We start from the raw sequence: 22,739 nt of genomic DNA on the forward strand, positions 1-22,739 counted from the left end.
CCGTGCGCGTACTTGTCGCCGGGGCCACCGGAGCGGTCGGGCATCCGCTGGTGGGCGCACTGCGGGAGCGGGGCCACCAGGTGAGTGCCCTGGTACGGCAGGGGTCGCGGGCCCGGGCTCCCGAGGCGGACGAGATCGTGGTCGCCGACGCCCTCGACCGTGCGGCCGTGCTGTCGGCGGTGTCGGCCGCCCGGCCCGAGGTGGTCGTCCACCAGATGTCGGCCCTGCGGCTGCTGCGCGACGACCCGCCGGGCGCGTTCGGCCTCACCGCGCGGCTGCGCACCGAGGGCACCGCCCATCTGATCGAGGCGGCCCGCGCGGCCGGTGCGCGGCGGCTGGTCGCCCAGTCCATCGCCTTCGCCGCCGCCCCGGCCGGCGAACCGGTCCTCGACGAGGACGCGCCCCTGTACGTCGACGCCCCCGACCCCGGCTGGGCCTCGACGGTACGGGCCGTCGCCGAGTTGGAGCGGCTGGTGACGAGCGGCGGCCTGGAGGGCGTGGTGCTGCGCTACGGCACCCTGTACGGCCCCCGCACCGCGTACGCCCGCACCGGCGGGACCGCCGAGTCCGTGCTGGCCGGACGGCTCCCGCTGCCCGGCGGTGGCTCGGGGATCACGTCGTTCCTGCACATCGAGGACGCCGTGGGAGCCGCTGTGGCGGCCGTCGAGTCCGACGCCACCGGGGTGTTCCATGTGACGGACGACGACCCGGCCCCCGCGGCGCAGTGGCTGCCCCACTTCGCGCGGATGCTCGCCGGCCCGTCCCCGCGTACTGTTCCGGCGGCTCTCGCGCCCCGTCTCCTCGGCTGGTTCATGGCCCACCAGCTCACCTCCGCGCACGGCGCCGCCAACGACCGGGCCCGTACGGCGCTGGGCTGGAAGCCGACGAGACCGAGCTGGCGCGACGGGCTGGGCCGGGAATGACCACCCCCGACGGTGCCCTCGCCGTCTGTGTGGTCGGCGCCGGCCCGCGCGGGCTCTCCGTGCTGGAGCGGATCTGTGCCAACGCGGGCGGGGTCGTGCGGCCGGTCGAGGTGCACCTGGTCGATCCGTATCCGCCGGGTGCGGGGGCGGTCTGGCGTACGGACCAGCCGGGCCAGCTGCTGATGAACACGGTCGCCTCCCAGGTGACCCTGTTCACCGACGACAGCGTGGCCTGCGCGGGGCCTTCGGTGCCGGGGCCCAGCCTGTACGAGTGGGCGTGCGCGGTCCGCGACGGGGCCATCGACCAGGCGCTTCCCGCGCGGGCCCGGGACGAGGCCCGGCGGCTCGGCCCCGACACCTATCCGACCCGCGCGTTCCACGGCCATTACCTGGAGTGGATCTTCCGACACCTCTTACGCACTGCCCCAGCCCATGTGACAGTCCACACGCACGCGACGACGGCGGTCGCGCTGCACGACGACATCGGCATGGGCATCGGCATGGGCATGGGCATGGGCATCGACGCCGACGTCGACGAGGTCGCCCAGGGCGGCTCCCAGACCGTGATCTTGGCGAACGGTGACCGTCTGGCCGATCTGGACGCGGTCGTGCTGGCCCTCGGCCACGGCGCGCTGGTCCCGTCCCCGGAGGAACGCGCGCTGTGCTCCTTCGCCGAGCGCCACGGCCTCACCTACCTCGCCCCCGCCAACCCGGCCGACGCCGACCTGAGCGGAATCGCGCCGGGCACACCGGTCGCCCTGCGCGGGCTGGGCCTGAACTTCTTCGACTGCCTGGCCCTCCTCACCGAGGGCCGCGGCGGCACGTTCAAGGAGGGTGAGTCCGGCCTCGTCTACCTCCCGAGCGGCAACGAGCCCGTGCTGTACGCCGGTTCGCGGCGCGGCATCCCGTACCACGCCCGGGGCGAGAACGAGAAGGGCGCGCTCGGCCGCCACGAGCCACGCTTCCTGACCCCGGACGTCATCGCCGCACTGCGGGGCCGGGTGACCGCCGGACGCCCTCTCGGCTTCCGCCACGACCTCTGGCCGCTGATCGACCGCGAGGTGCGGACCGTCTACCACGAGGCGTGGATCCGCGCCGCCCGGGGCCCGGGGGCCGCCGAGGAGTTCGTACGGTCGTGCCTGGCGGGTGTGTGCGAGGAGGCCGCCCTGCTCGACCGTCACGCCGTCCCGCCCGGTGAGCGGTGGGACTGGGCGCGGATCGAACGGCCCTACGGCGAGCGGACGTTCACCGACCGCGCCGGCTTCCGGCGGTGGCTGCTGGCGTATCTGCGGCGGGATGTCACCGAGGCCCGCCGCGGCAACGTGAACGGGCCGCTGAAGGCCGCGCTGGACGCCCTGCGGGACCTGCGCAACGAGATCCGGCTCGTCGTCGACCACGGCGGAGTCTCCGGCGAGTCCTACCGCGCCGAACTCGACGGCTGGTACACCCCGTTGAACGCCTTCACCTCGATCGGCCCGCCCGCCTTCCGTATCGAGCAGTTGATTGCGCTGATCGAGGCGGACGTCCTGCATGTGCTCGGCCCGGGGATGCGGGTACGGGCCTGGGCACCCGGCGGCGAACGCACCGGCGAGGGCGGCCGCGAGGGAGCGGGTCGGGGCGGTTTCCTCGTCGACGCGGAGCTGGTGGACGAGCCGCCGGTCCGGGTCGACGCCCTGATCGAGGCTCGGCTGCCCGCCGTGGATCTGCGGCGGAGCGCCGACCCGCTGCTGCGGGGGCTGCTCGCGGCCGGCGCGTGCGGCCCGTACCGGCTGGGCGGCGACGCGGTGTACGAGCCGGGCGCCGACGCGGTGCACGAGCCGGGCGGCGACGCGGTGTACGAGCCGGGCGGCGACGCGGTGTACGAGCCGGGCGGACTGGCGGTGACCGAGGGCGCTCCCCGGCTGGTGGACGCGGCGGGCCGGCCGCACCCACGCCGGTTCGCCTTCGGAGTGCCGGTGGAAGGCGTCCGCTGGGTGACGGCGGTCGGTGTCAGGCCCGGCGTCGGCTCGGTGACGCTGGAGGACTCGGACGCGATCGCACGGGCGGCGCTGGGGCTCCGGGCGGAGCCGGGGGACCACGAGACCGCCGCCGTTCGGGCGGAGCCCGGGGCCCACGGGGTCGCCGTCGTTCCGACGGCGCGTCAGACATCAGGCACAGGGAGTAGATGCGTGTGAACGCCATGTCCGTGGGCACCGACGCGGGCCTGCTCGCCCCCACGTGGGCGGGCACGCCCGTGGCGGCCGAGGTGACCGACGAGGCCTGGCTGCAGGCCATGCTGGACGTCGAGGTGGCGCTGGCACGCGCCCAGCACGCCGTGGGGCTGACACCGGCCGGCGCGGTGGAGACGATCGCCGCGGCGGCCCGTGCGGAACGGCTGGACCTGGTCGCCCTGGCCCACGCGGCCCGGGCCGCCGCCAACCCGGTGGTCGCCCTGGTGACGGTCTTCACGGAGGTCGTCGCCGCGAAGGATCCGGCCGCGGCCGAGTATGTGCACCGGGGGTCCACCAGTCAGGACGTTCTGGACTCGGCGGCCATGGTGATCGGCCGTCGTGTGCTCGACCTGATCGGCCGGGACCTCTCACGGGTCGGTGCGGCCTTCGCCGCGCTGGCCGACAGCCACCGTCACACCGTGATGGCCGGACGGACCCTGGCCCAGCACGCGGTGCCGACGACCTTCGGTCTGAAGGCCGCGGGATGGCTGGAGTCGGTCGTCGACGCGGCGGTCCGGGTGCGGGCGGTGGCGTCGGGGCTTCCGGCCCAGTTGGGGGGAGCGGGTGGGACGTTGGCCGCGTATCGGGAGTACGCGGTGGTGGACCGCGGAAACGTGGCCGTAAGGGACAGCGACGCCGCCGACGAAGGCGGGCTGGAACTGCTCGGCCCCTTCTCCGCGGCCCTCGGCCTCGCCGAACCCTGCCTCCCCTGGCACACCGTCCGTACCCCGGTCGCCGAACTCGGGGCCGTTCTCCAGCTCGTCACCGGCGCGCTCGGGAAGTTCGCGCTGGATGTGCAGACGTTGTCCCGTACCGAGATCGGTGAGGTGTCCGAGCCGACGGGTGCCGGTCGCGGGGCCTCCTCGGCCATGCCGCAGAAACGGAACCCCGCCCTGGCCACCCTGATCGTGTCGGCCGCGCGGCAGGTCCCCGCGCACGCCCTCGTCCTGGCCCAGTGTCTGCTCGCCGAGGACGAACGGCCCGCCGGCGCCTGGCACGCGGAGTGGCAGCCGCTGCGGGAGGCGCTGCGGCTGGCGGGCGGCGCCTCGCACACCGCCGTCGAACTCGCGGAGGGCCTGATCGTCCACCCGACGCGCATGCGGGCCAACCTCGAACTGACCGGCGGCGCCATCGTCACCGAACGTCTGGCCGTGGCTCTGGCCCCGGTGCTCGGCAAGGTCCACGCGAAGAAGCTCCTGACCACCGCCTCGGCCGAGGCCGCCGACACCGGCCGCCCCCTGAGCGAGGTGCTGACCGCCGCTCCCGGGCTGTCGGCCCGGTTCGGCCCCGCCCGGCTGTCGGAACTGCTCGACCCCGCCCGCTACACGGGCGCGGCCGACGCGCTGATCGACCGGGCTCTCCACAGATACGAAGACGTGTGCGGACGCGAGGACGGACGCGCTCACGAGGCCGCCGTGCGCGGCGGCGAGAACGACGGAGGCACCCGATGAGCACCGTGAGCCGGCCGGCCGAAGAGGCGTCCGCCGCACCCACGCGCTCCTGGCCCGTCCTCCTGGTCGTGGTCTGCGCGCAGATGCTGATCTGGCTGGACACCTCGATCCTCAATGTCGCCGTCACCACGCTCGCCGACCCGGTGAAGGGCCTGGGCGCGACCCCCGGCGAACTGGAGTGGGTGGCGAGCGCCTACACCCTGGTCGTCGCCGGCACCCTCTTCGCGGGCGGTGCGCTGGCCGACCGCTACGGCCCCCGGAACACACTCCTCGCCGGGCTCGCGCTGATCGGTGCGGCCTCCGGCGCGGGCGCGTTCGTGGACAGCCCGGCGTGGCTGATCGTGGCGCGGGCCTTCATGGGCGCGGGCAGCGGACTGCTGATGCCGGCGACGCTGACGGTCATCGTGCAGAGCACCCCGGAGGAGAAGCGCACCCGGGCGATCGCCATCTGGAGCTCGTCGAGCGGTCTCGGCGTGGCCGTCGGCCCGGTCGTCGGCGGGGCGCTGCTCAGCCACTTCTGGTGGGGCTCGGTGTTCCTGGTCAACGTGCCGATCGTCGCCCTGTGTCTGCTGGCGGTCGTGGCCGTGGTCCCGAACCTGGGCGGTTCCCGCCGCCGGGTCCTCGATCTGCCGGGCCTCGCCCTGTCGGTGCTCGGGCTGGGCAGCGTGGTCTACGGCGTCATCGAGCTCGGCGGCGGCAGCACCTGGTACGGCCCGCACGTGCTGTTGCCGCTGGTCCTCGGCGGTGTCGTGCTGGCCGTCTTCGTCGCCGGTCAGCGCCGCTCCGCGACGCCCAGCCTGGATCTGCGGCTCTTCCGGCAGCCCGGCTTCACGGCCGGGAGCGTGGTCCTGCTGATCGCCTTCATGGCGCTGGCCGGTCACCTGTTCTACGCGGCCTTCTATCTCCAGGGCCCTCGCGGCCTCTCCCCCGCCGACGCGGGCACCGTCATGATCGCCGCCGCGGTCGGCATCGTCCTGGGCAGCCAGGCCTCTCCGGCGCTGGCCCGCCGGCTGTCGGCCCGCTGGACGGTCGCCTCCGGCGTCCTCGCCACCGCCGCCACCTACGTCGCCTACGCCTGGCTCGACGGGCGCACCCCCCTGTGGGTCGTCGCCGCGCTGCTGTGGATCCAGGGCTTCGGCATGGGCCTGGTCGGCACCCCGGTCACCGCCGTGATGATGCGCGGGGTGCCCCCACAGCTCGCGGGCGCCGGCTCCGCCGTCAACAGCGTCACCCGGCAGGTCGGCGGCACCCTCGGCGTGGCGATGGCCGGCTCGATCCTGTCCGCCGTCTACCGGGACCGGATGGCCGACGCCGAACTGCCCGGCACCGCGCGGGGCCTGTCGCCGGCCGCCGAGGAGCAGGTCCGCACCTCCGCCGAAGCCGCCCGCTCACTGGCCGACTCCCTGCGTGTGCCCGAACTGGCGTCCACGGCCGACCGCGCCTTCCTCGACGCCATGTACGCCGCCACTCTCTCCGTCGCCGCCCTGGCCTTCGTCGGTTTCGCCGTGGCCGTCGTGGGTCTGCGCACCCGGGCGGCACCCGACAGCCACGAACGGACACGCTCACCTCAGCACACACGGCCGTTGGACCCGGCAGGGGAAGGGAACGCACGATGACACAGGCGACGGCCCGCTCGGTCTTCGTCACCGGCGGGAACAGGGGCATCGGACTGGCCATAGCCCGCCGTTTCGCGGCGGCCGGGGACCAGGTCACGGTGACCTACCGCGGTGCCGAGCCGCCCGCCTCCGACGGATTCCTCGCCGTACGGTGCGATGTGACGGACGGTCAACAGGTCGACCGGGCCTTCAAGGAGGCCGAGGCGGCCCACGGCCCGGTCACCGTCCTGGTCGCGGGCGCGGGCGCCACTCACGACCGGCTGCTGGTGCGGATGACCGAGGCGGACTTCACCTCCGTCATCGACACCAACCTCACCGGCGCCTTCCGCGTCGCCCAGCGCGCGGTGCGCGGCATGCTCCGCGCGGGCCACGGCCGTATCGTGCTGATCTCCTCCACGGCCGCCCTGCACGGCGCCCCCGGCCAGACCAACTACGCGGCGGCGAAGGCCGGCCTCGTCGGCTTCGCCCGGTCCCTGACCCAGGAACTCGGTCCCCGCGACATCACCTGCAACGTCGTCGCCCCCGGCCTCACCGAGACCGACATGAGCCGCGCCCTCACGCCGGAACAGCGACGCGAGCTGCTGCGGGCCACCCCCGCCGGGCGCCTGGGCACCCCCGAGGAGGTCGCCGACGCGGTCGTCTTCCTCGCCGGCGCCGGCTACATCCGCGGCGCCGTCATCCCGGTCGACGGCGGCGCCGGGCTGGGCCACTGAAGCCCGGGTGGGGAAGCGGACGTCGCGCGGCCGCCCGCTTCCCCACCCCGCACAGCTACTTACGCCCGCGCAGCTCCCGGTACTTGGCGACCAGCGCCTTCGTGGACTCGTCGAGCCCCGGCACCTCGGCCCCCTCCGTCAGCGCCGGCTCGACGCGCTTGGCGAGGACCTTGCCCAGCTCGACGCCCCACTGGTCGAAGGAGTCGATGTTCCAGACGGCGCCCTGGACGAACACCTTGTGCTCGTACAGCGCGATCAGCTGGCCCAGCACCGACGGGGTCAGCTCCTTCGCCAGGATCGTGGTCGTCGGGTGGTTCCCCTTGAACGTCTTGTGCGGCACCAGCTCCTCCGGGACCCCCTCCGCCCGCACCTCGTCCGGGGTCTTGCCGAAGGCCAGCGCCTGGGTCTGCGCGAAGAAGTTGGCCATCAGCAGATCGTGCTGGGCCTTGAACCGGTCGCCGAGCTCGACGACCGGCTCGGCAAAGCCGATGAAGTCCGCCGGGATCAGCTTCGTGCCCTGGTGGATCAGCTGGTAGTACGCGTGCTGCCCGTTCGTCCCCGGCGTGCCCCACACCACCGGCCCGGTCTGCCACTCCACCGGCACGCCGTCCCGGCCCACGTACTTGCCGTTGGACTCCATGTCCAACTGCTGCAGGTAGGCCGTGAACTTGGACAGGTAGTGGCTGTACGGCAGCACCGCGTGCGACTGCGCGTCATGGAAGTTGCCGTACCAGATGCCCAACAGGCCCAGCAGCAACGGCACATTGGATTCGGCGGGCGCCGTACGGAAGTGCTCGTCGACGATACGGAACCCGTCGAGCATCTCCCGGAAACGGTCGGGGCCGATAGCGATCATCAGCGAGAGCCCGATCGCCGAGTCGTACGAGTACCGCCCGCCGACCCAGTCCCAGAACTCGAACATGTTGGCCGTGTCGATACCGAAGTCCGACACCTTCTCCGCGTTCGTCGACAGCGCCACGAAGTGCTTGGCGACGGCCTCGGATCCGGCCTTCAGTTCGGTGAGCAGCCAGTCGCGCGCGGAGGTCGCGTTGGTGATCGTCTCGATCGTGGTGAACGTCTTGGATGCGATGACGAACAGCGTCTCCGCCGCGTCCAGGTCCCGTACCGCCTCGTGCAGGTCCGCCCCGTCCACGTTCGACACGAAGCGGACGGTCAGGTCGCGGTCGGTGTAGGAGCGCAGCACCTCGTACGCCATCGCCGGGCCCAGGTCGGAGCCGCCGATGCCGACGTTGACGACGTTCTTGATGCGCCGGCCCGTGTGCCCGGTCCACTCCCCGGAGCGAACGCGCTCGGCGAAGCCGGCCATCTTGTCGAGCACCTCGTGGACACCCGGCACCACGTTCTCGCCGTCGACCTCGATCACCGCGTCACGCGGGGCGCGCAGCGCGGTGTGCAGGACGGCGCGGTCCTCGGTGGTGTTGATCTTCTCGCCGCGGAACATGGCGTCCCGCAGCCCGAACACGTCGGTCGCGGCGGCCAGCTCGCGCAGCAGTCGCAGCGTCTCGTCGGTGACCAGGTGCTTGGAGTAGTCGACGTGCAGATCGCCGACCTCCAGCGTGTACCCGGCACCGCGCCCGGGGTCGGCCGCGAACAGCTCGCGCAGTCGCACATCCCCCAACTGCTCCCGGTGCTCGGCCAGCGCGGTCCACTCGGGCGTCTGGTTGAGCCTGGTACGGCTTTCTGCGTTCATCTCGGACTTCAGCCTTCTTTCCTACCTGGTCCTGCGTACCTTGCCCCGCTGCCGGTCCCAACCTAATTGATCACGACGGAACACGAGCTGTCGCCGTGTCGTCGTCCGGCTCAACAACAGATACGTCCGTCCTGAGCGCCGGTATCAGCGCGGTGACGGACAGGACGAAGAAGGCCGCGGCGAGGAGCGCCGGGGTGTTCAGGCCCCAGGCCGTGGCGACGACTCCGCCCAGCAGGGCCCCCAGGGGTGCCCCGGCCACGCCGAGGGTCCGGAAGGCGGAGCTGACGCGACCGAGCATGGCGGCGGGGGCGCGCTGTTGCATCAGGGTCGTGGTGTTGACGTTCCACACCATCCCCATGGCCCCGAAGACGGCCAGGCTCACCACGAGCGCCGCGAGGTTCCGCACCGAGCCCATCAGGAGCAGCGCCCCGATCTGCACCCCGCCGGCCAGCAGCACGGCACGCACCTGGCCGGCGCGGGCCACCAGCCGCCCGTTCACCACTCCCCCGGCGAGGCTGCCGACCGTGTACGCGGTCATCGCCGCCGCGAACCCGGCGTTGCCCGCGTCCAGCCAGCCGGTCACCAGCAGCACCAGCGTGGCGATGAGGGCGCCCATGCCGACATTGCACAGCGCGGTGGCGGCGCACAGCCCGCGCAGCGCCTTGTCCCCCCCACAGCGTCCGCAGCCCGGCGGCGGTCTCTGCTCGCAGGGTGCTGCCCGCGGCTCTGGGCTCCCGCTCGGGCGCGGCGACTCCCAGTGAGGCCACGAGGGCGGCGGCGACCAGGTAGGTCAGGGCGTCCGCCGCGAAGGGGACGGCGGCCCCGGCGGCCAGCAGCAGCGGGACGAGGGGTGCGGCGACCAGCCCGCCCGCGATCTGCTGGCCGGTCATCAGCCGGGCGTTCGCCCGGCCCAGCGCGTCGCGGCCCACGAGGGCGGGCAGCAGAGCCGTGGCCGCGTTGTCGAAGAGCGTCTGGAGGGTGGTCAGGGCGAAGGCCAGCGCTATCAGCAGGGCGATCGAGGCATGGTCGAGGGCCACGGCTGCCGCGAAGGCCGCCACCAGCAGAGCGCGCACCACGTCCACGACCCACATGGCCCGCCGCTGTCCACCCGGTCGGCGACGGCTCCGCCGAGCAGCCCGAAGACGAGCCACGGCAGATAACCGCAGGCCGTGACCGCCGCGACCAGCAGTGGCTCGTCGGTCAGCGTCACCGCGAGCAGCGGCAGCGCGGCCGTACGCAGCGCGTCCCCGAAGCTGGAGAGCACCGCGGCGCTCCACAGCCTCCTGAATCCCCCGGTCATGGTCCTGTGTCCCCCATCCGATTCGTCGATGCACAAACCGTAGAGGGCACCACTGACAATCGGTCTGACCAGTGAAAACACAAGCAACTCGCCGCGTACGGGCGAGCAAGGCGCCCCGAACGCGCACCGGCCGGGCACCCCTCGGTGCCCGGCCGGTGTCAATTCCTAGATCTCGCCCCGCAGTTTGGCGAGCGCCTCGGCGAGGATCGCCTCGCCGTCCGCGTCGCTGCGCCGCTCCCGCACATAGGCGAGGTGGGTCTTGTAGGGCTCGGTGCGCGGTGGGTCCGGCGGGTTGTCCCGGTCCTGTCCGGCCGGGAAGCCGCAGCGCGGGCAGTCCCAGGTGTCGGGGACCTGAGCGTCGCTGGCGAAGCTCGGCTGGGTCTCGTGTCCGTTGGAGCACCAGAAGGAGATGCGCAGCCGGGGTGCGGACTCGCCGCGCTCGGCTTCGCCCATCGGCCCCGCCCCGACCCGGCTTCCTCGGATCGCGTTGCCACTTGCCACGGTCGTAACTCCCTGCGTGATGGTGCGGCGAAGCGAGTCGGCGTTTCGCTTCGCTGCGAGCGCCTCAGTCTACGTAAGGCCCAACGCGCGTCCAGTGATTGGAGTTACATCCCGCCCCCAGACGCAAGCCCCATGATAGGCCGCGCTCGAAGTCGCGTACCCAGCATGGGGCTTTACGTGCGGAATGGTGCGTCCGTGACGCCAGTCAGTTGTTGACCTTCATCAGGATGCCGAGTACGACAATGCACGCGAACCAGAGCACACCGACCACCACGGTGATCCGGTCGAGGTTGCGCTCGGCGACCGAGGAGCCGCCGACGGACGACTGCATGCCGCCACCGAACATGTCGGAGAGGCCGCCGCCCTTGCCCTTGTGCATCAGCACCAGCAGCATCATCAGCAGGCTGAAGACGATCAGGGCGATCGAGAACCCCATAACCACGGCTGGACCAACTTCCTCGGATTCTGACGGACTGCGGGGACCGGCCGCCTCGGCCGGTCCCCGCAAGAGTACGACGTCTCGCTGCTACCGCCTACTCACTGGTCGCGGAAGCGCACGATCTTGACGAACTCGTCGGCGTCCAGGGAGGCGCCGCCGACGAGGGCACCGTCGATGTCGGCCTGGGCCATGATCTCGGCGACGTTGCCGGCCTTGACGGAGCCGCCGTACTGGATGCGGATCCGGTCGGCGGTCTCCTGGGAGTACAGCTCGGCGAGCTTGCCGCGGATGGCCGCGCAGACCTCCTGGGCGTCCTCGGCGCCGCAGACCTTGCCGGTGCCGATGGCCCAGACGGGCTCGTAGGCGATCACGACGGTGTCGGCGTGTTCGGCGGGGACGTCCTTGAGGCCGCCCTCGACCTGGGCGAGCGTGTGGGAGACGTGGTTGCCCGCCTCGCGGACCTCCAGCTCCTCGCCGACGCACAGGATCGGGGTGAGGCCGTGCTTGTATGCGGCCTTCACCTTGGCGTTGACGATCTCGTCGGTCTCGTCGTGGTACTGGCGGCGCTCGGAGTGGCCGATCGCCACGAACGTGCACTTGAGCTTGGCCAGCATCGGGCCGGAGATCTCGCCGGTGTAGGCGCCGCCGTCGTGCGCCGAGAGGTCCTGGGCGCCGTACTTGATCTTGAGCTTGTCGCCGTCGACCAGGGTCTGGACCGAGCGCAGGTCGGTGAAGGGCGGCAGGACCGCGACCTCACAGGCCTCGTAGTCCTTGTCGGCGAGGGCGAAGGCGAGCTTCTGGACGTGCGCGATGGCCTCGAGGTGGTTGAGGTTCATCTTCCAGTTGCCCGCCATCAGCGGCGTGCGCGTGCTCATAAAGGGTCAGTCCTCCAGTGCGGCGAGGCCGGGGAGCGTCTTGCCCTCGAGGTATTCGAGGGAGGCGCCTCCACCGGTCGAGATGTGGCCGAATGCGTTCTCGTCGAAGCCCAGGATGCGCACGGCCGCGGCGGAGTCGCCGCCACCGACGACCGTGAAGGCCCCCGAGTCGAGGAGTGCCTGGGCGACCGCCTTGGTGCCCTCGGCGAAATCGGGGTGCTCGAAGACGCCCATGGGGCCGTTCCAGAAGACGGTGGCGGCGTCGGTGATCTTCGAGGCGTACAGCTTGCGGGACTCCGGACCGATGTCCAGGCCCATCTGGTCGGTGGGCATGGCGTCCGCGGCGACCGAGGTGGCGTCGGCCGGAGCCTTGCCCTTCAGGTCCGGGAAGGCGGGCGCGACGACGGCGTCGACGGGCAGGACCAGCTCGACACCGGTCTTCTCCGCCCGCTCCAGGTACTCGGTGACCGCGTCGAGCTGGTCCTTCTGGAGCAGGGAGCTGCCGATCTCGTAGCCCTTCGCCTTGAGGAAGGTGTACGCCATGCCGCCGCCGATGAGGATGCGGTCGGCCTTGCCGAGCAGCTGGTCGATCACGGCGAGCTTGTCGGAGACCTTGGCGCCGCCGAGCGCGACCACGTAGGGGCGCTGGACGTCGTCGGTGAGCTTCTTCAGGACGCCGACCTCGGTGGCGATGAGGTGTCCGGCGTAGTGCGGCAGGCGGGCCGGCAGGTCGAAGACCGAGGCGTGCTTCCGGTGCACCGCGCCGAAGCCGTCGCCGACGTAGACATCCGCGAGGGCTGCCAGCCGGTCGGCGAAGGCGCCACGCTCGGCGTCGTCCTTGGACGTCTCGCCGGCGTTGAAGCGCAGGTTCTCCACGACGGCGACCTGGCCGTCGGTGAGGGCGGCGACCGTGGCCGTGGCGGACTCGCCGACCGTGTCCGTCGCGAACGCCACGTCGGCGCCGAGAAGTTCACCGAGGCGGGCGGCGGCCGGGGCGAGGGAGAAGGCCGGGTCCGGGGCGCCCTTGGGGCGGCCCAGGTGGGAGGCGACGACGACGCGCGCGCCCGCCTCGGCCAGCGCCTTCACGGTGGGCAGCACGGCGCGGATGCGGCCGTCGTCGGTGATGGTGGTGCCGTCGAGCGGCACGTTGAGGTCGGCGCGGACGAAGATTCGCTTGCCGGCGACTGGCTCGGCGAGGAGTTCGTCGATCGTCTTCATTGAGAGGGCTCCCGAGGAGGCTTGTGGTGCTCGTGATCGTAGGAGGGCCGCTTTTGTACGTGCCGCAGGGCCCGGGCTGCGCGTCACTGCGCCGCCCGAGCCCTGCGTTCACATGCTGGTGCCTGCTCTGTCGATCAGAGCTGGTCGCCGACGAAGACCGTGAGGTCGACGAGGCGGTTGGAGTAGCCCCACTCGTTGTCGTACCAGCCGAGGATCTTCACCGAGTTGCCCTCCTGGACCATGGTCAGGGAGGAGTCGAAGGTGCAGGAGGCCGGGTCGCTGACGATGTCCGAGGAGACGATCGGGTCCTCGGTGTAGGCCAGGTAGCCCTTGAGGTCGCCGTCCTCGGAGGCCTTCTTGAACGCGGCGTTGACCTCGTCCTTGGTGACCTCGCGCTGCAGCGTCACGACCAGGTCGGTGGCCGAGCCGGTCGGGACCGGGACGCGCATCGCGATGCCGTCGAGCTTGCCCTTGAGCTGCGGGAGGACCAGCGCGGTGGCCTTCGCGGCACCGGTGGTGGTCGGGATGATGTTCTCGGCGGCGGCGCGGGCGCGACGCAGGTCCGAGTGCGGGAAGTCCAGGATGCGCTGGTCGTTGGTGTAGGCGTGGACCGTCGTCATCAGACCCTTGACGATGCCGAAGTTCTCGTCGAGGACCTTGGCCATCGGCGCCACACAGTTGGTGGTGCAGGAGGCGTTGGAGATGACGTGGTGGTTCGCCGGGTCGTACTTGTCCTGGTTGACACCCATCACGATGGTGATGTCCTCGTCCTTGGCCGGAGCCGAGATGAGGACCTTCTTGGCGCCGCCGGCGAGGTGCTTGGCGGCGTCGGCCTTCTTCGTGAAGATGCCGGTGGACTCGATGACGATGTCGACGCCCAGCTCGCCCCACGGGATGTCGGCGGGGTTGCGCTCGGAGAGGACCTTGATGGTGTGGCCGTCCACGGTGATCGTGTCGGCGGTGTGCGACACCTCGGCCTTGAGGCGGCCCAGGATGGTGTCGTACTTCAGGAGGTGTGCGGTGGTCGCGGTGTCACCCAGGTCGTTGACAGCCACGATCTCGATGTCTGCACCCTGCTCCAGCAGCGCGCGGAAGTAGTTACGACCGATGCGGCCAAAGCCGTTGATGCCTACGCGGATCGTCACGAACCGATCTCCTCGTTGGTACGCCGGCTCAGTGCCGGCGAGCTGTATGGGATGTCCCCGACCGCCTACGACCCTACCTCCCCGGGGCCCGTCGAGTGACATCGAGATGCCCTATACATGCCGGTGCGGTCCGTACTCGCCGGTAGGGGTACGGACCGCCCGGGTTTTGCAAGGTGATTACCTTTTGAGCGGCCCTCCGATCATCTGATTCCAGACGTCCGGAGGGCCGCTCACCAGCCTCTTCTCAGCCGGTCGGCACAGTCGGTGCTCAGTTCCTCAGCGCCGCCAGCGCCTTGCCGAGCAGTGCCTTGCGGTCGGCCGCCGAGGTGACCTGTTCCAGGCCGAAGCCCAGCAGCACGGTGTCGTCCGTGGTGACCGCCCCGTAGGTCTTGAACAGTTCACCCGACAGGCCCCAGTCCTTCACGACCGCCGGGCTGCCCGCGGGCGGGCCGGGGACGCTCCAGGCACCGAGCGACGTCTCGAAGCCCTCGACCGCGCCGGGCGTGCCGCCGATGACGACGGTGGCGTCGTCGGCGAGGACGCCGCGACCGCCCGAACCGGGGTCGGTGATGTAGCTGAGCGACACCTCGACGGTCTTCCCGGCGTACGCGGACAGGTCGAACTCGACCTGCTGCCAGCCGTCGGAGGCCCCGGTGAAGCTGTTCCAGGAGCCGCTGGTGCCGGTGGGCACGCAGCCGGCGGAGCCCTGGGTCAGGTACCGCTTCAGGGCCGGGTGGCCCTGGATGAAGTACCCGGCCTCGCACTCGACGGGCACGGCGGTGGACGTGGCGCCGCCGGCCTCCGGCAGCGTCGTCCAGTCGTCCGCGCCGGCCGTGTGCACCTCCAGGACCGCGTGGTCGTAGCCCTCCTCCGTGTTCCACAGCATCTGGGTGCGCAGCGTCGGCTTGTCGGCCGCGCTCACCGAGGTGAGGTCGACGGTGCGGGTGAGGCGGTTCCAGGCGTAGTCGCTGTGCGTGACGGCCGCCATGGACGCGCCCGCGTACGGGCCGTACGGGTTGACGGTGCCGGGGTACTGGCCGGCGCCGGCGCTCTCGAACTGCGGGTACGTCTCCACCGGCAGGGCGTCCGAGGTGAGTCCGAAGGATCCGGCGGTGTTCAGCGGGTTCCCGGGCGCGTCGCCGAGCGTTCCCCTGAAGCCGTCGAGCCTGTTCAGGCCCGTGAAGGCCTTGGCGTCGGGCAGGGACGTACGGCTGTAGGCGCCCAGGTAGTACTGGCTGAAGTCGTTCGACAGGGTGCCGCCGCCGAGGTCGACGGAGCCGCCGGCGCTCTCGCCGGACTCGATCAGCTTGCCGCCCTCGTTGAGGTAGGCGCGCAGTTCGAGCTGGGTGGCGACGCCCGGGCGGACGGCGCCCGTGTAGTGCACGACCTGCTTGAAGTGCTTCAGTACGCCGAGCGCATCGGGTGCGCCCTGGGTCGCGACGTCCCAGACGAGCGCCTTCTTGCCGTTGGCCTTCAGCGCGTCGACGTAGGTCTGCGCCTGCGTCGCGGTCGCGCCCTCCTCGGCGACGACGAGCGTGTCGGCCTTGGGGCGCTCGGCGATCGTGTAGGTGAAGCGCTCGCTGGTGGTGGGCCTGCCACTCTTCGTCTCGCCGGTGAACCAGACCTCGACCTTGTCGCCCGGTTCGCCGTCCTGGACCTTGGCCCGGTACTCGTCGAACCAGAGGTTGTCCTCACCGCCGAACGTCTCGCCGCCCTTCCAGGACCTGAGCGTCTGGTCGTACGTACGGCCGCGGCCGTTGATCCGGTACTTCAGCTCCTTGTCGCGCACGGACTTGCGGGCGACGACGGAGATCTCCTGGTCGGCGCCGCGCGAGTACGACGTGGTGAAGCCGGCCGGGGTGAAGTCGGGGGCGTCGACGCCGACCGAGGACTTCGGCTGGTCGGGCCTGACGGCGGACTCGGCGACGGAGAGCGCGAACGGGATGTTCTTCTCGAACTCCTGCTTGATCAGCTTCTCGTCGTCCGGGAACGTGAACACCGAGGCGCAGTCCTCCGGCCTCCAGGCGTCGTCCGGGTCGATGTTCGAGGCGGTCTGGCACGTCGACATCTCGGGGGTGAAGAACGCCGCGCCGTTGACATTGGACGCGTGGCCGTTCGCCTCACCGTTGGTGGTGTACAGCTCGGAGGAGAGCTGGGGGTGGTAGCCGGGGATCGCGGGGTTCTCCGGCGTGCCGGCCAGCGACTTGTAGAGCACGTCGTCCGGGCTGGGGCTGGCCACCTGCCAGCCGACCCCGTAGAGGATGAGCTCGGCCGCCGAGTGGTAGTTGATGCCGTACTCGAAGCCGATGCGCTTCTCGAAGGCGTCCAGGGCCTTGGTCTCGGGCTCCGAGTTGGGGCCGCCGCCGCGATAGGTCTCGCTGGTGGGGTTCGGGGACGAGCCCTCGTCGTCGTAGCCCCACTTGTAGGCGAAGTTGCGGTTGAGGTCGACGCCGTCGCCGACCGTGATGGCGTTGTCGCCGTTGACGTCCCGCAGGTTCTTGCGCCACTGGCGGTTGGCGCCCGCCTGGTGGGTGAAGTCGTAGCCGTCCGGGTTGGCGGAGATCACGAACCACAGTTCGGTGGTGTCGACGATCTTCTTGATCCGCTTGTCCGTCTTGTAGTTGTCCAGGTAGTGGTGCATCAGGCGCCGGGTCATCTCCGGCGTGATCCACTCACGCGCGTGCTGGTTGGACAGGTACAGCACGGACGGCTTGGCGCCGTCCTTGGTCTTCTTGGCGTTCTTGGTGAGCTTGAGTGCGAGGATGTCCTGTCCCTGGAGGGACTTGCCGATGGAGACCACCTTGGTCAGCGACGGGTTCTCCTGGCCGGTGCGGAGGATCTCCTCCTTGAGGTTGCCGGCGCCGCTGTAGGGGCGGTAGACCCCGTCGCCGGCGGCGGCCACGCGTGCCTCCACCTTGCTGGTGAGCTTGTGCTCCTTGAGCTCGACGCCCTGCTCCTGAAGGGCGTCCGCCTGCTTGTCGGTGAGGTAGACCTCGACCGACGCAGTGCCCTTCTCCGGCGCCTGCTCGCTGAGTTCGTGGCCGTCCTGCCCGGCCGCGAGCAGCAGGGGTACCTGCTGCTTCGTCACCTCGGCGCGGAAGACCTTGACTTCCTCCGCCTCGGCACCGTCGCTCTCGGCCGCCTGGGCCAGCGGCGCCAGTCCCGCGCCTCCACCCAGCAGGAGCGCGCCGGCGGCGAGGATCGATCTCGCTCTTCGTCTCATGAGCCCCCCTTGCAGTGGTTCGCCACAGCGGCGAACAGACGCCAGGCTCATGTCAGACATGAGACACGTCAAGGGTGCCTCACAGGCCACACCGGGAATTCGTACGAACAAACCACAGGCCGGTGCCGACGTTCCCTCACATGGGCGTCGGCACCGGCGAGTTGACTTCGCGGCGGCCTGTCATCCCACCAGGTTCTCGGCCATCTCCTCGGTGATGCTGGCCTCGGTGCCCGGGATGCCGAGGTCCGAGGCGCGCTTGTCGGCCATGGCCAGCAGCCGGCGGATGCGGCCGGCGACGGCGTCCTTGGTGAGCGGCGGGTCGGCGAGCGCGCCCAGCTCCTCCAGGGAGGCCTGCTTGTGCTCCATGCGCAGCCGTCCGGCGGCCGCGAGGTGCTCGGGGACGTCGTCGCCGAGGATCTCCAGGGCGCGGCCCACCCGGGCACCGGCGGCGACGGCGGCACGGGCGGAGCGGCGCAGGTTGGCGTCGTCGAAGTTGGCGAGCCGGTTCGCCGTGGCACGGACCTCGCGGCGCATCCGCCGCTCCTCCCAGGCCAGCACGGACTCATGGGCGCCGAGACGGGTCAGGAGCGCGCCGATCGCGTCCCCGTCCCGTACGACGACCCGGTCCACGCCCCGTACCTCGCGGGCCTTCGCCCCGATGGACAGCCGGCGGGCCGCGCCGACCAGCGCGAGGGCGGCCTCGGGGCCCGGGCAGGTCACCTCGAGGGAGGACGAGCGGCCGGGCTCGGTGAGCGAGCCGTGGGCCAGGAACGCGCCGCGCCAGGCCGCCTCGGCGTCGCAGGTGGCCCCGGAGACGACCTGCGGGGGCAGGCCCCGGATGGGCCGGCCCCGGCCGTCCACCAGACCCGTCTGGCGGGCCAGCTGGTCGCCGCCCGCGACGACCCGTACGACATAGCGTGAGCCGCGGCGCAGTCCGCCGGGCGCCATCACGATCAGTTCGGAGCTGTGGCCGAAGATCTCCAGGATGTCCCGCTTGAGTCTGCGGGCCGCCATCGCCGTGTCCAGCTCCGCCTCGATCACGATGCGTCCGCTCACCAGGTGCAGCCCGCCCGCGAACCGCAGGATCGCCGAGACCTCCGCCTTTCTGCAGCAGGTCCGGGTGACGGGTAGCCGGGAGATCTCGTCCTTCACCGCTGCCGTCATCGCCATGGGCCGATCCTTCCATGCATCCGAAAAATACGGTCGTACGCGGCGGCCAACAGCTCCGGATCGTGCCGCGGAGATCCATCGGTCCGGGCCACGGGCGCCAGCTCGACCGCGGCACCGAACCGTTTGGCGGCGTCGGTCAGGGAATCGCGGTCGGGCACGGCGGCCTCGTCGGCCAGCACCACGTCCAGGGCGAGTTTAGGGGCGTGTCGTGCCAAAACCTCCAAATGACGCTGCGGGGAGAAGCCATCGGTTTCTCCCGGCTGCGGGGCGAGGTTCAGCGAGAGCACGAGCCGGGCCTTGGTCTCGGTGAGGGCGTCCAGCAGGTCGGGGACGAGCAGGTGCGGGATCACCGAGGAGAACCAGGAGCCGGGGCCGAGGACCACCCAGTCGGCGTCCCGGACGGCCGCGACGGCCTCGGGCACGGCGGGCGGGTCGTGCGGCACGACGTGCACGGACTGCACCTCGCCGGGGGTGAGCGCGACGGTCGCCTGCCCCCGTACGGTGTCGATGTCGTCCGGGCGCGCCGGATCGTGCCCCTTGACCAGGGCCTGGAGCTCCAGGGGTACGGCCGACATCGGCAGGACGCGGCCCTGGGCGCCCAGGAGCCTGCCGACCAGGTCGAGGGCCTGGACGTGGTCGCCGAGCTGCTCCCACAGGGCGACGATCAGCAGATTGCCGACCGCGTGCTCGTGCAGCTCGCCCTGGGACTGGAAGCGGTGCTGGATGACGCGGGCCCAGGTCTGGCCCCAGTCGTCGTCGCCGCACAGCGCGGCCAGCGCCTTGCGCAGGTCGCCGGGCGGCAGCACGCCCAGCTCGTCACGGAGGCGTCCGCTGGAGCCGCCGTCGTCGGCCACGGTGACGACGGCGGTGAGGTCGCCGGTGATCCGGCGCAGCGCGGCGAGCGAGGCGGACAGGCCCATGCCGCCGCCGAGCGCGACGACCTTGGGCTGGGCGCCCCGGCGGCGCGGCCTGGCCCCACGTGCCTCGACAGGTCTGCCCTCGCGGCCCTCGGGGGCCACCCGGCGCAGCCTGCTCAGCCGCGACGCGGTACGTCCGGTCACTCGCGCCCCATGTCCCGGTGCACGACCACGGTCTCGACGCCCTGGGAGGCGAGGCGGGCGGCGAGCTTCTCGGAGGTGGCGACCGAGCGGTGCTTGCCGCCGGTGCAGCCGACCGCGATGGTCACGTACCGCTTGCCCTCGCGGCGGTAGCCGGCGGCGATCATCTGGAGCAGCTCGGTGTAGCGGTCGAGGAACTCCTTCGCGCCGGGCTGGTTGAAGACGTACGCGGAGACCTCCTCGTTGAGGCCGGTGTACGGGCGCAGCTCCGGGACCCAGTGCGGGTTGGGCAGGAAGCGCATGTCCACGACCAGGTCGGCGTCGACGGGCAGGCCGTACTTGAAGCCGAAGGACATGACGGTGGCCCGCAGCTCGGGCTCCTCCTCGCCGGCGAACTGGGCGTCCATCTTGGCGCGCAGCTCGTGCACGTTCAGGCTGGATGTGTCGATGACCAGGTCGGCGTCGCCGCGCAGCTCGCGCAGCAGCTCCCGCTCGGCGGCGATGCCGTCGGTGATGCGGCCGTCTCCCTGGAGGGGGTGCGGGCGGCGTACCGACTCGAAGCGGCGCACGAGGGCGTCGTCGGAGGACTCCAGGAAGACGATCCGCCGGGTGACGTTCTTCGTCTCCAGGTCGGCGAGGGAGTCGCGGAGGTTGTCGAAGAAACGGCGGCCGCGCACGTCGACGACGACGGCGATCCGTGCCACGTTCCCCTGGGAGCGGGCGCCGAGCTCCACCATGGTGGGGATCAGCGCGGGGGGCAGGTTGTCGACGACGAACCAGCCGAGGTCCTCCAGACACTTGGCGGCCGTGGACCGTCCGGCGCCGGACATGCCGGAGATGATGACCAGCTCGGGGATGGCCGCCTCGGGGACCCCGGCTGTTTCGATGCCCGTACTCACGTGTGCTCCGTCTTCCTGTGGCGCTGGGTGCTGCGAGGCATGGTCGCCCGCCGCGCTGTGGGCTTCCCCGCGCTCCGCTGTGTGCTCTTGGTGCTGTTCTTCTGGACGCTCTGGGCGCTCGGGAAGTTCTGGGCGCTCGTCGTGCTCTGGAAGTTCTGGGCGCTCGTCGTGCTCGGTCATGATTCCTGCCCTCGCCGCCGGTCCGGGGAGCCCGCGGCCACGGGTTCCCCAGAGGGGTCCGCGGTCGTACCGGGCTCCTCTTCCTCCATGATCTCTCCAGTGGCCGTGTTCACGGCGGGGGCGGCCGGAGCCGCCTGGGCGAGGGCCGCGGCGATCGTCTCGGCCGTCTTGCGGCCTATGCCGGGGACCTCGCGGATCTGGTCGATCGTCGCGGCTCGCAGTCTCTTCAGCGAGCCGAAGTGCTTGAGCAGGGCCTGCTTGCGGGTCTCGCCGAGTCCGGGCACGTCGTCCAGGGGGCTCGCCCGGAAGCGCTTGGCCCGCTTGGCGCGCTGGTAGGTGATGGCGAAGCGGTGGGCCTCGTCGCGGACCCGCTGGAGCAGGTAGAGGCCCTCGCTGGTGCGGGGCAGGATGACCGGGTCGTCCTCGCCGGGCAGCCAGACCTCCTCCAGGCGCTTGGCGAGGCCGCACACGGCGATGTCGTCGATACCCAGCTCGTCGAGGGCGCGCCGGGCCGCGGCCACCTGCGGCTGCCCGCCGTCGACGACGACGAGCTGGGGCGGGTAGGCGAAGCGCTTGGGGCGGCCGTCGTCGTCCTTGAGGCCGCCCGCGGGGCCGCCGAGGCCCTCGCCGGAGTCACCCGAGTCGCCGGGCTCGTCGGATTCGTCCACCCACTCGCCGGTCCTCTCCTTCTCGGCGAGGTACCTCCTGAAGCGGCGGGTGATCACCTCGTGCATGGAGCGGACGTCGTCCTGCCCCTCGAATCCCTTGATCTGGAAGCGGCGGTACTCGCTCTTGCGGGCCAGGCCGTCCTCGAAGACGACCATGGAGGCCACGACGTCGTCGCCCTGGAGGTGGGAGATGTCGTAGCACTCGATCCTGAGCGGGGCGCTGTCCAGGGCGAGGGCCTCGGCGATCTCCTCCAGGGCGCGGGAGCGGGTGGTGAGGTCGGAGGCGCGCTTGGTCTTGTGCAGCACGAGCGACTGCTGGGCGTTGCGCGCCACGGTCTCCATGAGCGCCTTCTTGTCACCCCGCTGCGGGATGCGCAACGACACGTTGGAGCCGCGGCGGTCGGTCAGCCACTGCTGCACGGGGTCCACGGGGTCGGGCAGCGCGGGAACCAGCACCTCCTTGGGCACCGAGTCCCCGGTCTCCTCGCCGTAGAGCTGCTGGAGCGCGTGTTCGACGAGGTCACCGGTGGTGACGGCCTCGACCTTGTCGGTGACCCAGCCGCGCTGGCCGCGTACGCGTCCGCCGCGTACGTGGAAGATCTGGACGGCCGCCTCCAGCTCGTCCTCGGCGACGGCGATCAGATCGGCGTCGGTCGCGTCGGCGAGCACGACCGCGTTCTTCTCCATGGCCTTCTTCAGGGCCTCGATGTCGTCGCGCAGCCGGGCGGCCCGCTCGTACTCCATCTCCTCGGCCGCGTCCGTCATCCGCTTCTCCAGACGACGGATGTAGGTGCCGGTGCGCCCGGCCATGAAGTCGCTGAACTCCTCGGCCAGTTCGCGGTGGTCCTCGGCGGAGATCCGCTCGACGCAGGGGGCCGAGCACTTGCCGATGTAGCCGAGCAGACAGGGCCGGCCGGTGCGGGCCGCGTTCTTGAACACCCCGGCCGAGCAGGTGCGCACGGGGAAGACCCGCAGCAGCAGGTCGACCGTGTCCCGGATCGCCCACGCGTGCGCGTACGGCCCGAAATACCGGACGCCTTTCTTCTTGTGACCGCGCATCACCTGCACGCGCGGATACTGCTCGTTCATCGTGACCGCGAGGTACGGGTAGCTCTTGTCGTCGCGGTACTTGACGTTGAACCGGGGGTCGAACTCCTTGATCCAGGAGTACTCCAGCTGCAGCGCCTCGACCTCCGTGGACACCACGGTCCACTCCACGGAGGCGGCCGTGGTGACCATCGAGCGGGTGCGCGGGTGGAGGCCCGCCAGGTCCTGGAAGTAGTTGGCCAGGCGCTGACGCAGACTCTTCGCCTTCCCGACGTAGATCACCCGGCGGTGCTCGTCACGGAACTTGTACACCCCGGGAGAGTCCGGGATCTGCCCCGGGCTGGGGCGGTAGCTGGAGGGGTCGGCCATGCTCCACACCCTACTGGCGGGGA

The 22,739-nt window shown here is 71.4% G+C and carries 16 protein-coding genes and 1 pseudogene; 5 read left to right on the top strand and 12 right to left on the bottom strand.

Features of this window, described 5'->3' with window-relative positions:
* Nucleotides 1-2 precede the first annotated feature (2 nt).
* From ACWD26_RS07050 to fabG, 5 genes are read left to right on the top strand one after another with little or no spacing between them, the layout of a single operon-like run.
* Entirely contained in the window at nucleotides 3-923 is a 921-nt protein-coding gene (locus tag ACWD26_RS07050) for an NAD-dependent epimerase/dehydratase family protein (RefSeq protein ID WP_451267054.1), read from the top strand.
* Nucleotides 920-3,097: an FAD/NAD(P)-binding protein gene (locus tag ACWD26_RS07055; RefSeq protein ID WP_451267055.1), complete on the top strand. Its 2,178-nt coding sequence runs from the start codon at nucleotides 920-922 to the stop codon at nucleotides 3,095-3,097. Before ACWD26_RS07050 ends, ACWD26_RS07055 begins: the two co-directional genes overlap by 4 nt.
* Nucleotides 3,088-4,584 (top strand): class-II fumarase/aspartase family protein, encoded by a 1,497-nt coding sequence (locus ACWD26_RS07060; RefSeq protein WP_451267057.1) that lies wholly within the window; start codon nucleotides 3,088-3,090, stop codon nucleotides 4,582-4,584. Before ACWD26_RS07055 ends, ACWD26_RS07060 begins: the two co-directional genes overlap by 10 nt.
* On the top strand, nucleotides 4,581-6,200 hold the full coding sequence (locus ACWD26_RS07065; RefSeq protein ID WP_451267059.1) for an MFS transporter: 1,620 nt from the start codon (nucleotides 4,581-4,583) through the stop codon (nucleotides 6,198-6,200). Before ACWD26_RS07060 ends, ACWD26_RS07065 begins: the two co-directional genes overlap by 4 nt.
* Nucleotides 6,197-6,913 carry a 3-oxoacyl-ACP reductase FabG gene (gene fabG / locus ACWD26_RS07070; protein ID WP_451267060.1) on the top strand — a complete coding sequence of 239 codons (717 nt, stop codon included), beginning with the start codon at nucleotides 6,197-6,199 and terminating at the stop codon, nucleotides 6,911-6,913. The genes ACWD26_RS07065 and fabG overlap by 4 nt, the downstream gene beginning before the upstream one ends.
* Before the next feature lie 55 nt (nucleotides 6,914-6,968).
* Here fabG and pgi read toward each other — a convergent pair whose 3' ends face one another.
* From pgi to uvrC, 12 genes and pseudogenes are all read right to left on the bottom strand, one after another.
* Nucleotides 6,969-8,624 (bottom strand): glucose-6-phosphate isomerase, encoded by a 1,656-nt coding sequence (gene pgi, locus ACWD26_RS07075; protein ID WP_451267062.1) that lies wholly within the window; start codon nucleotides 8,622-8,624, stop codon nucleotides 6,969-6,971.
* Nucleotides 8,625-8,694: 70 nt separating this feature from the next.
* Nucleotides 8,695-9,924, bottom strand: a pseudogene (locus tag ACWD26_RS07080) (MFS transporter).
* 165 nt (nucleotides 9,925-10,089) lie between these two features.
* The gene (locus ACWD26_RS07085; protein WP_003957010.1) at nucleotides 10,090-10,425 is read right to left on the bottom strand and encodes an RNA polymerase-binding protein RbpA; all 336 of its coding nucleotides are present in this window, start codon (nucleotides 10,423-10,425) and stop codon (nucleotides 10,090-10,092) included.
* A gap of 205 nt (nucleotides 10,426-10,630) precedes the next feature.
* Nucleotides 10,631-10,861, bottom strand: coding sequence for a preprotein translocase subunit SecG (gene secG / locus ACWD26_RS07090; RefSeq protein WP_451267411.1), 231 nt, complete (start codon nucleotides 10,859-10,861; stop codon nucleotides 10,631-10,633).
* A gap of 101 nt (nucleotides 10,862-10,962) precedes the next feature.
* The gene (tpiA, locus tag ACWD26_RS07095; protein ID WP_451267064.1) at nucleotides 10,963-11,739 is read right to left on the bottom strand and encodes a triose-phosphate isomerase; all 777 of its coding nucleotides are present in this window, start codon (nucleotides 11,737-11,739) and stop codon (nucleotides 10,963-10,965) included.
* A gap of 6 nt (nucleotides 11,740-11,745) precedes the next feature.
* Entirely contained in the window at nucleotides 11,746-12,957 is a 1,212-nt protein-coding gene (locus tag ACWD26_RS07100) for a phosphoglycerate kinase (RefSeq protein ID WP_451267066.1), read from the bottom strand.
* Between the two features lie 134 nt (nucleotides 12,958-13,091).
* Complete coding sequence (gene gap, locus ACWD26_RS07105; RefSeq protein ID WP_257546662.1) at nucleotides 13,092-14,102, bottom strand: type I glyceraldehyde-3-phosphate dehydrogenase; 1,011 nt, start codon at nucleotides 14,100-14,102, stop codon at nucleotides 13,092-13,094.
* Nucleotides 14,103-14,370: 268 nt separating this feature from the next.
* Complete coding sequence (locus tag ACWD26_RS07110) at nucleotides 14,371-17,325, bottom strand: M14 family zinc carboxypeptidase (protein WP_451267068.1); 2,955 nt, start codon at nucleotides 17,323-17,325, stop codon at nucleotides 14,371-14,373.
* Between the two features lie 180 nt (nucleotides 17,326-17,505).
* Complete coding sequence (gene whiA / locus ACWD26_RS07115; protein WP_391005529.1) at nucleotides 17,506-18,495, bottom strand: DNA-binding protein WhiA; 990 nt, start codon at nucleotides 18,493-18,495, stop codon at nucleotides 17,506-17,508.
* Nucleotides 18,486-19,556, bottom strand: coding sequence for a gluconeogenesis factor YvcK family protein (locus ACWD26_RS07120; RefSeq protein ID WP_451267071.1), 1,071 nt, complete (start codon nucleotides 19,554-19,556; stop codon nucleotides 18,486-18,488). Before ACWD26_RS07120 ends, whiA begins: the two co-directional genes overlap by 10 nt.
* Nucleotides 19,553-20,632: an RNase adapter RapZ gene (gene rapZ, locus ACWD26_RS07125; protein WP_451267073.1), complete on the bottom strand. Its 1,080-nt coding sequence runs from the start codon at nucleotides 20,630-20,632 to the stop codon at nucleotides 19,553-19,555. Before rapZ ends, ACWD26_RS07120 begins: the two co-directional genes overlap by 4 nt.
* Complete coding sequence (gene uvrC / locus ACWD26_RS07130; RefSeq protein WP_451267075.1) at nucleotides 20,629-22,716, bottom strand: excinuclease ABC subunit UvrC; 2,088 nt, start codon at nucleotides 22,714-22,716, stop codon at nucleotides 20,629-20,631. Before uvrC ends, rapZ begins: the two co-directional genes overlap by 4 nt.
* Nucleotides 22,717-22,739 lie beyond the last annotated feature (23 nt).

It is taken from the genome of Streptomyces sp. NPDC002787 (genome assembly GCF_053592095.1).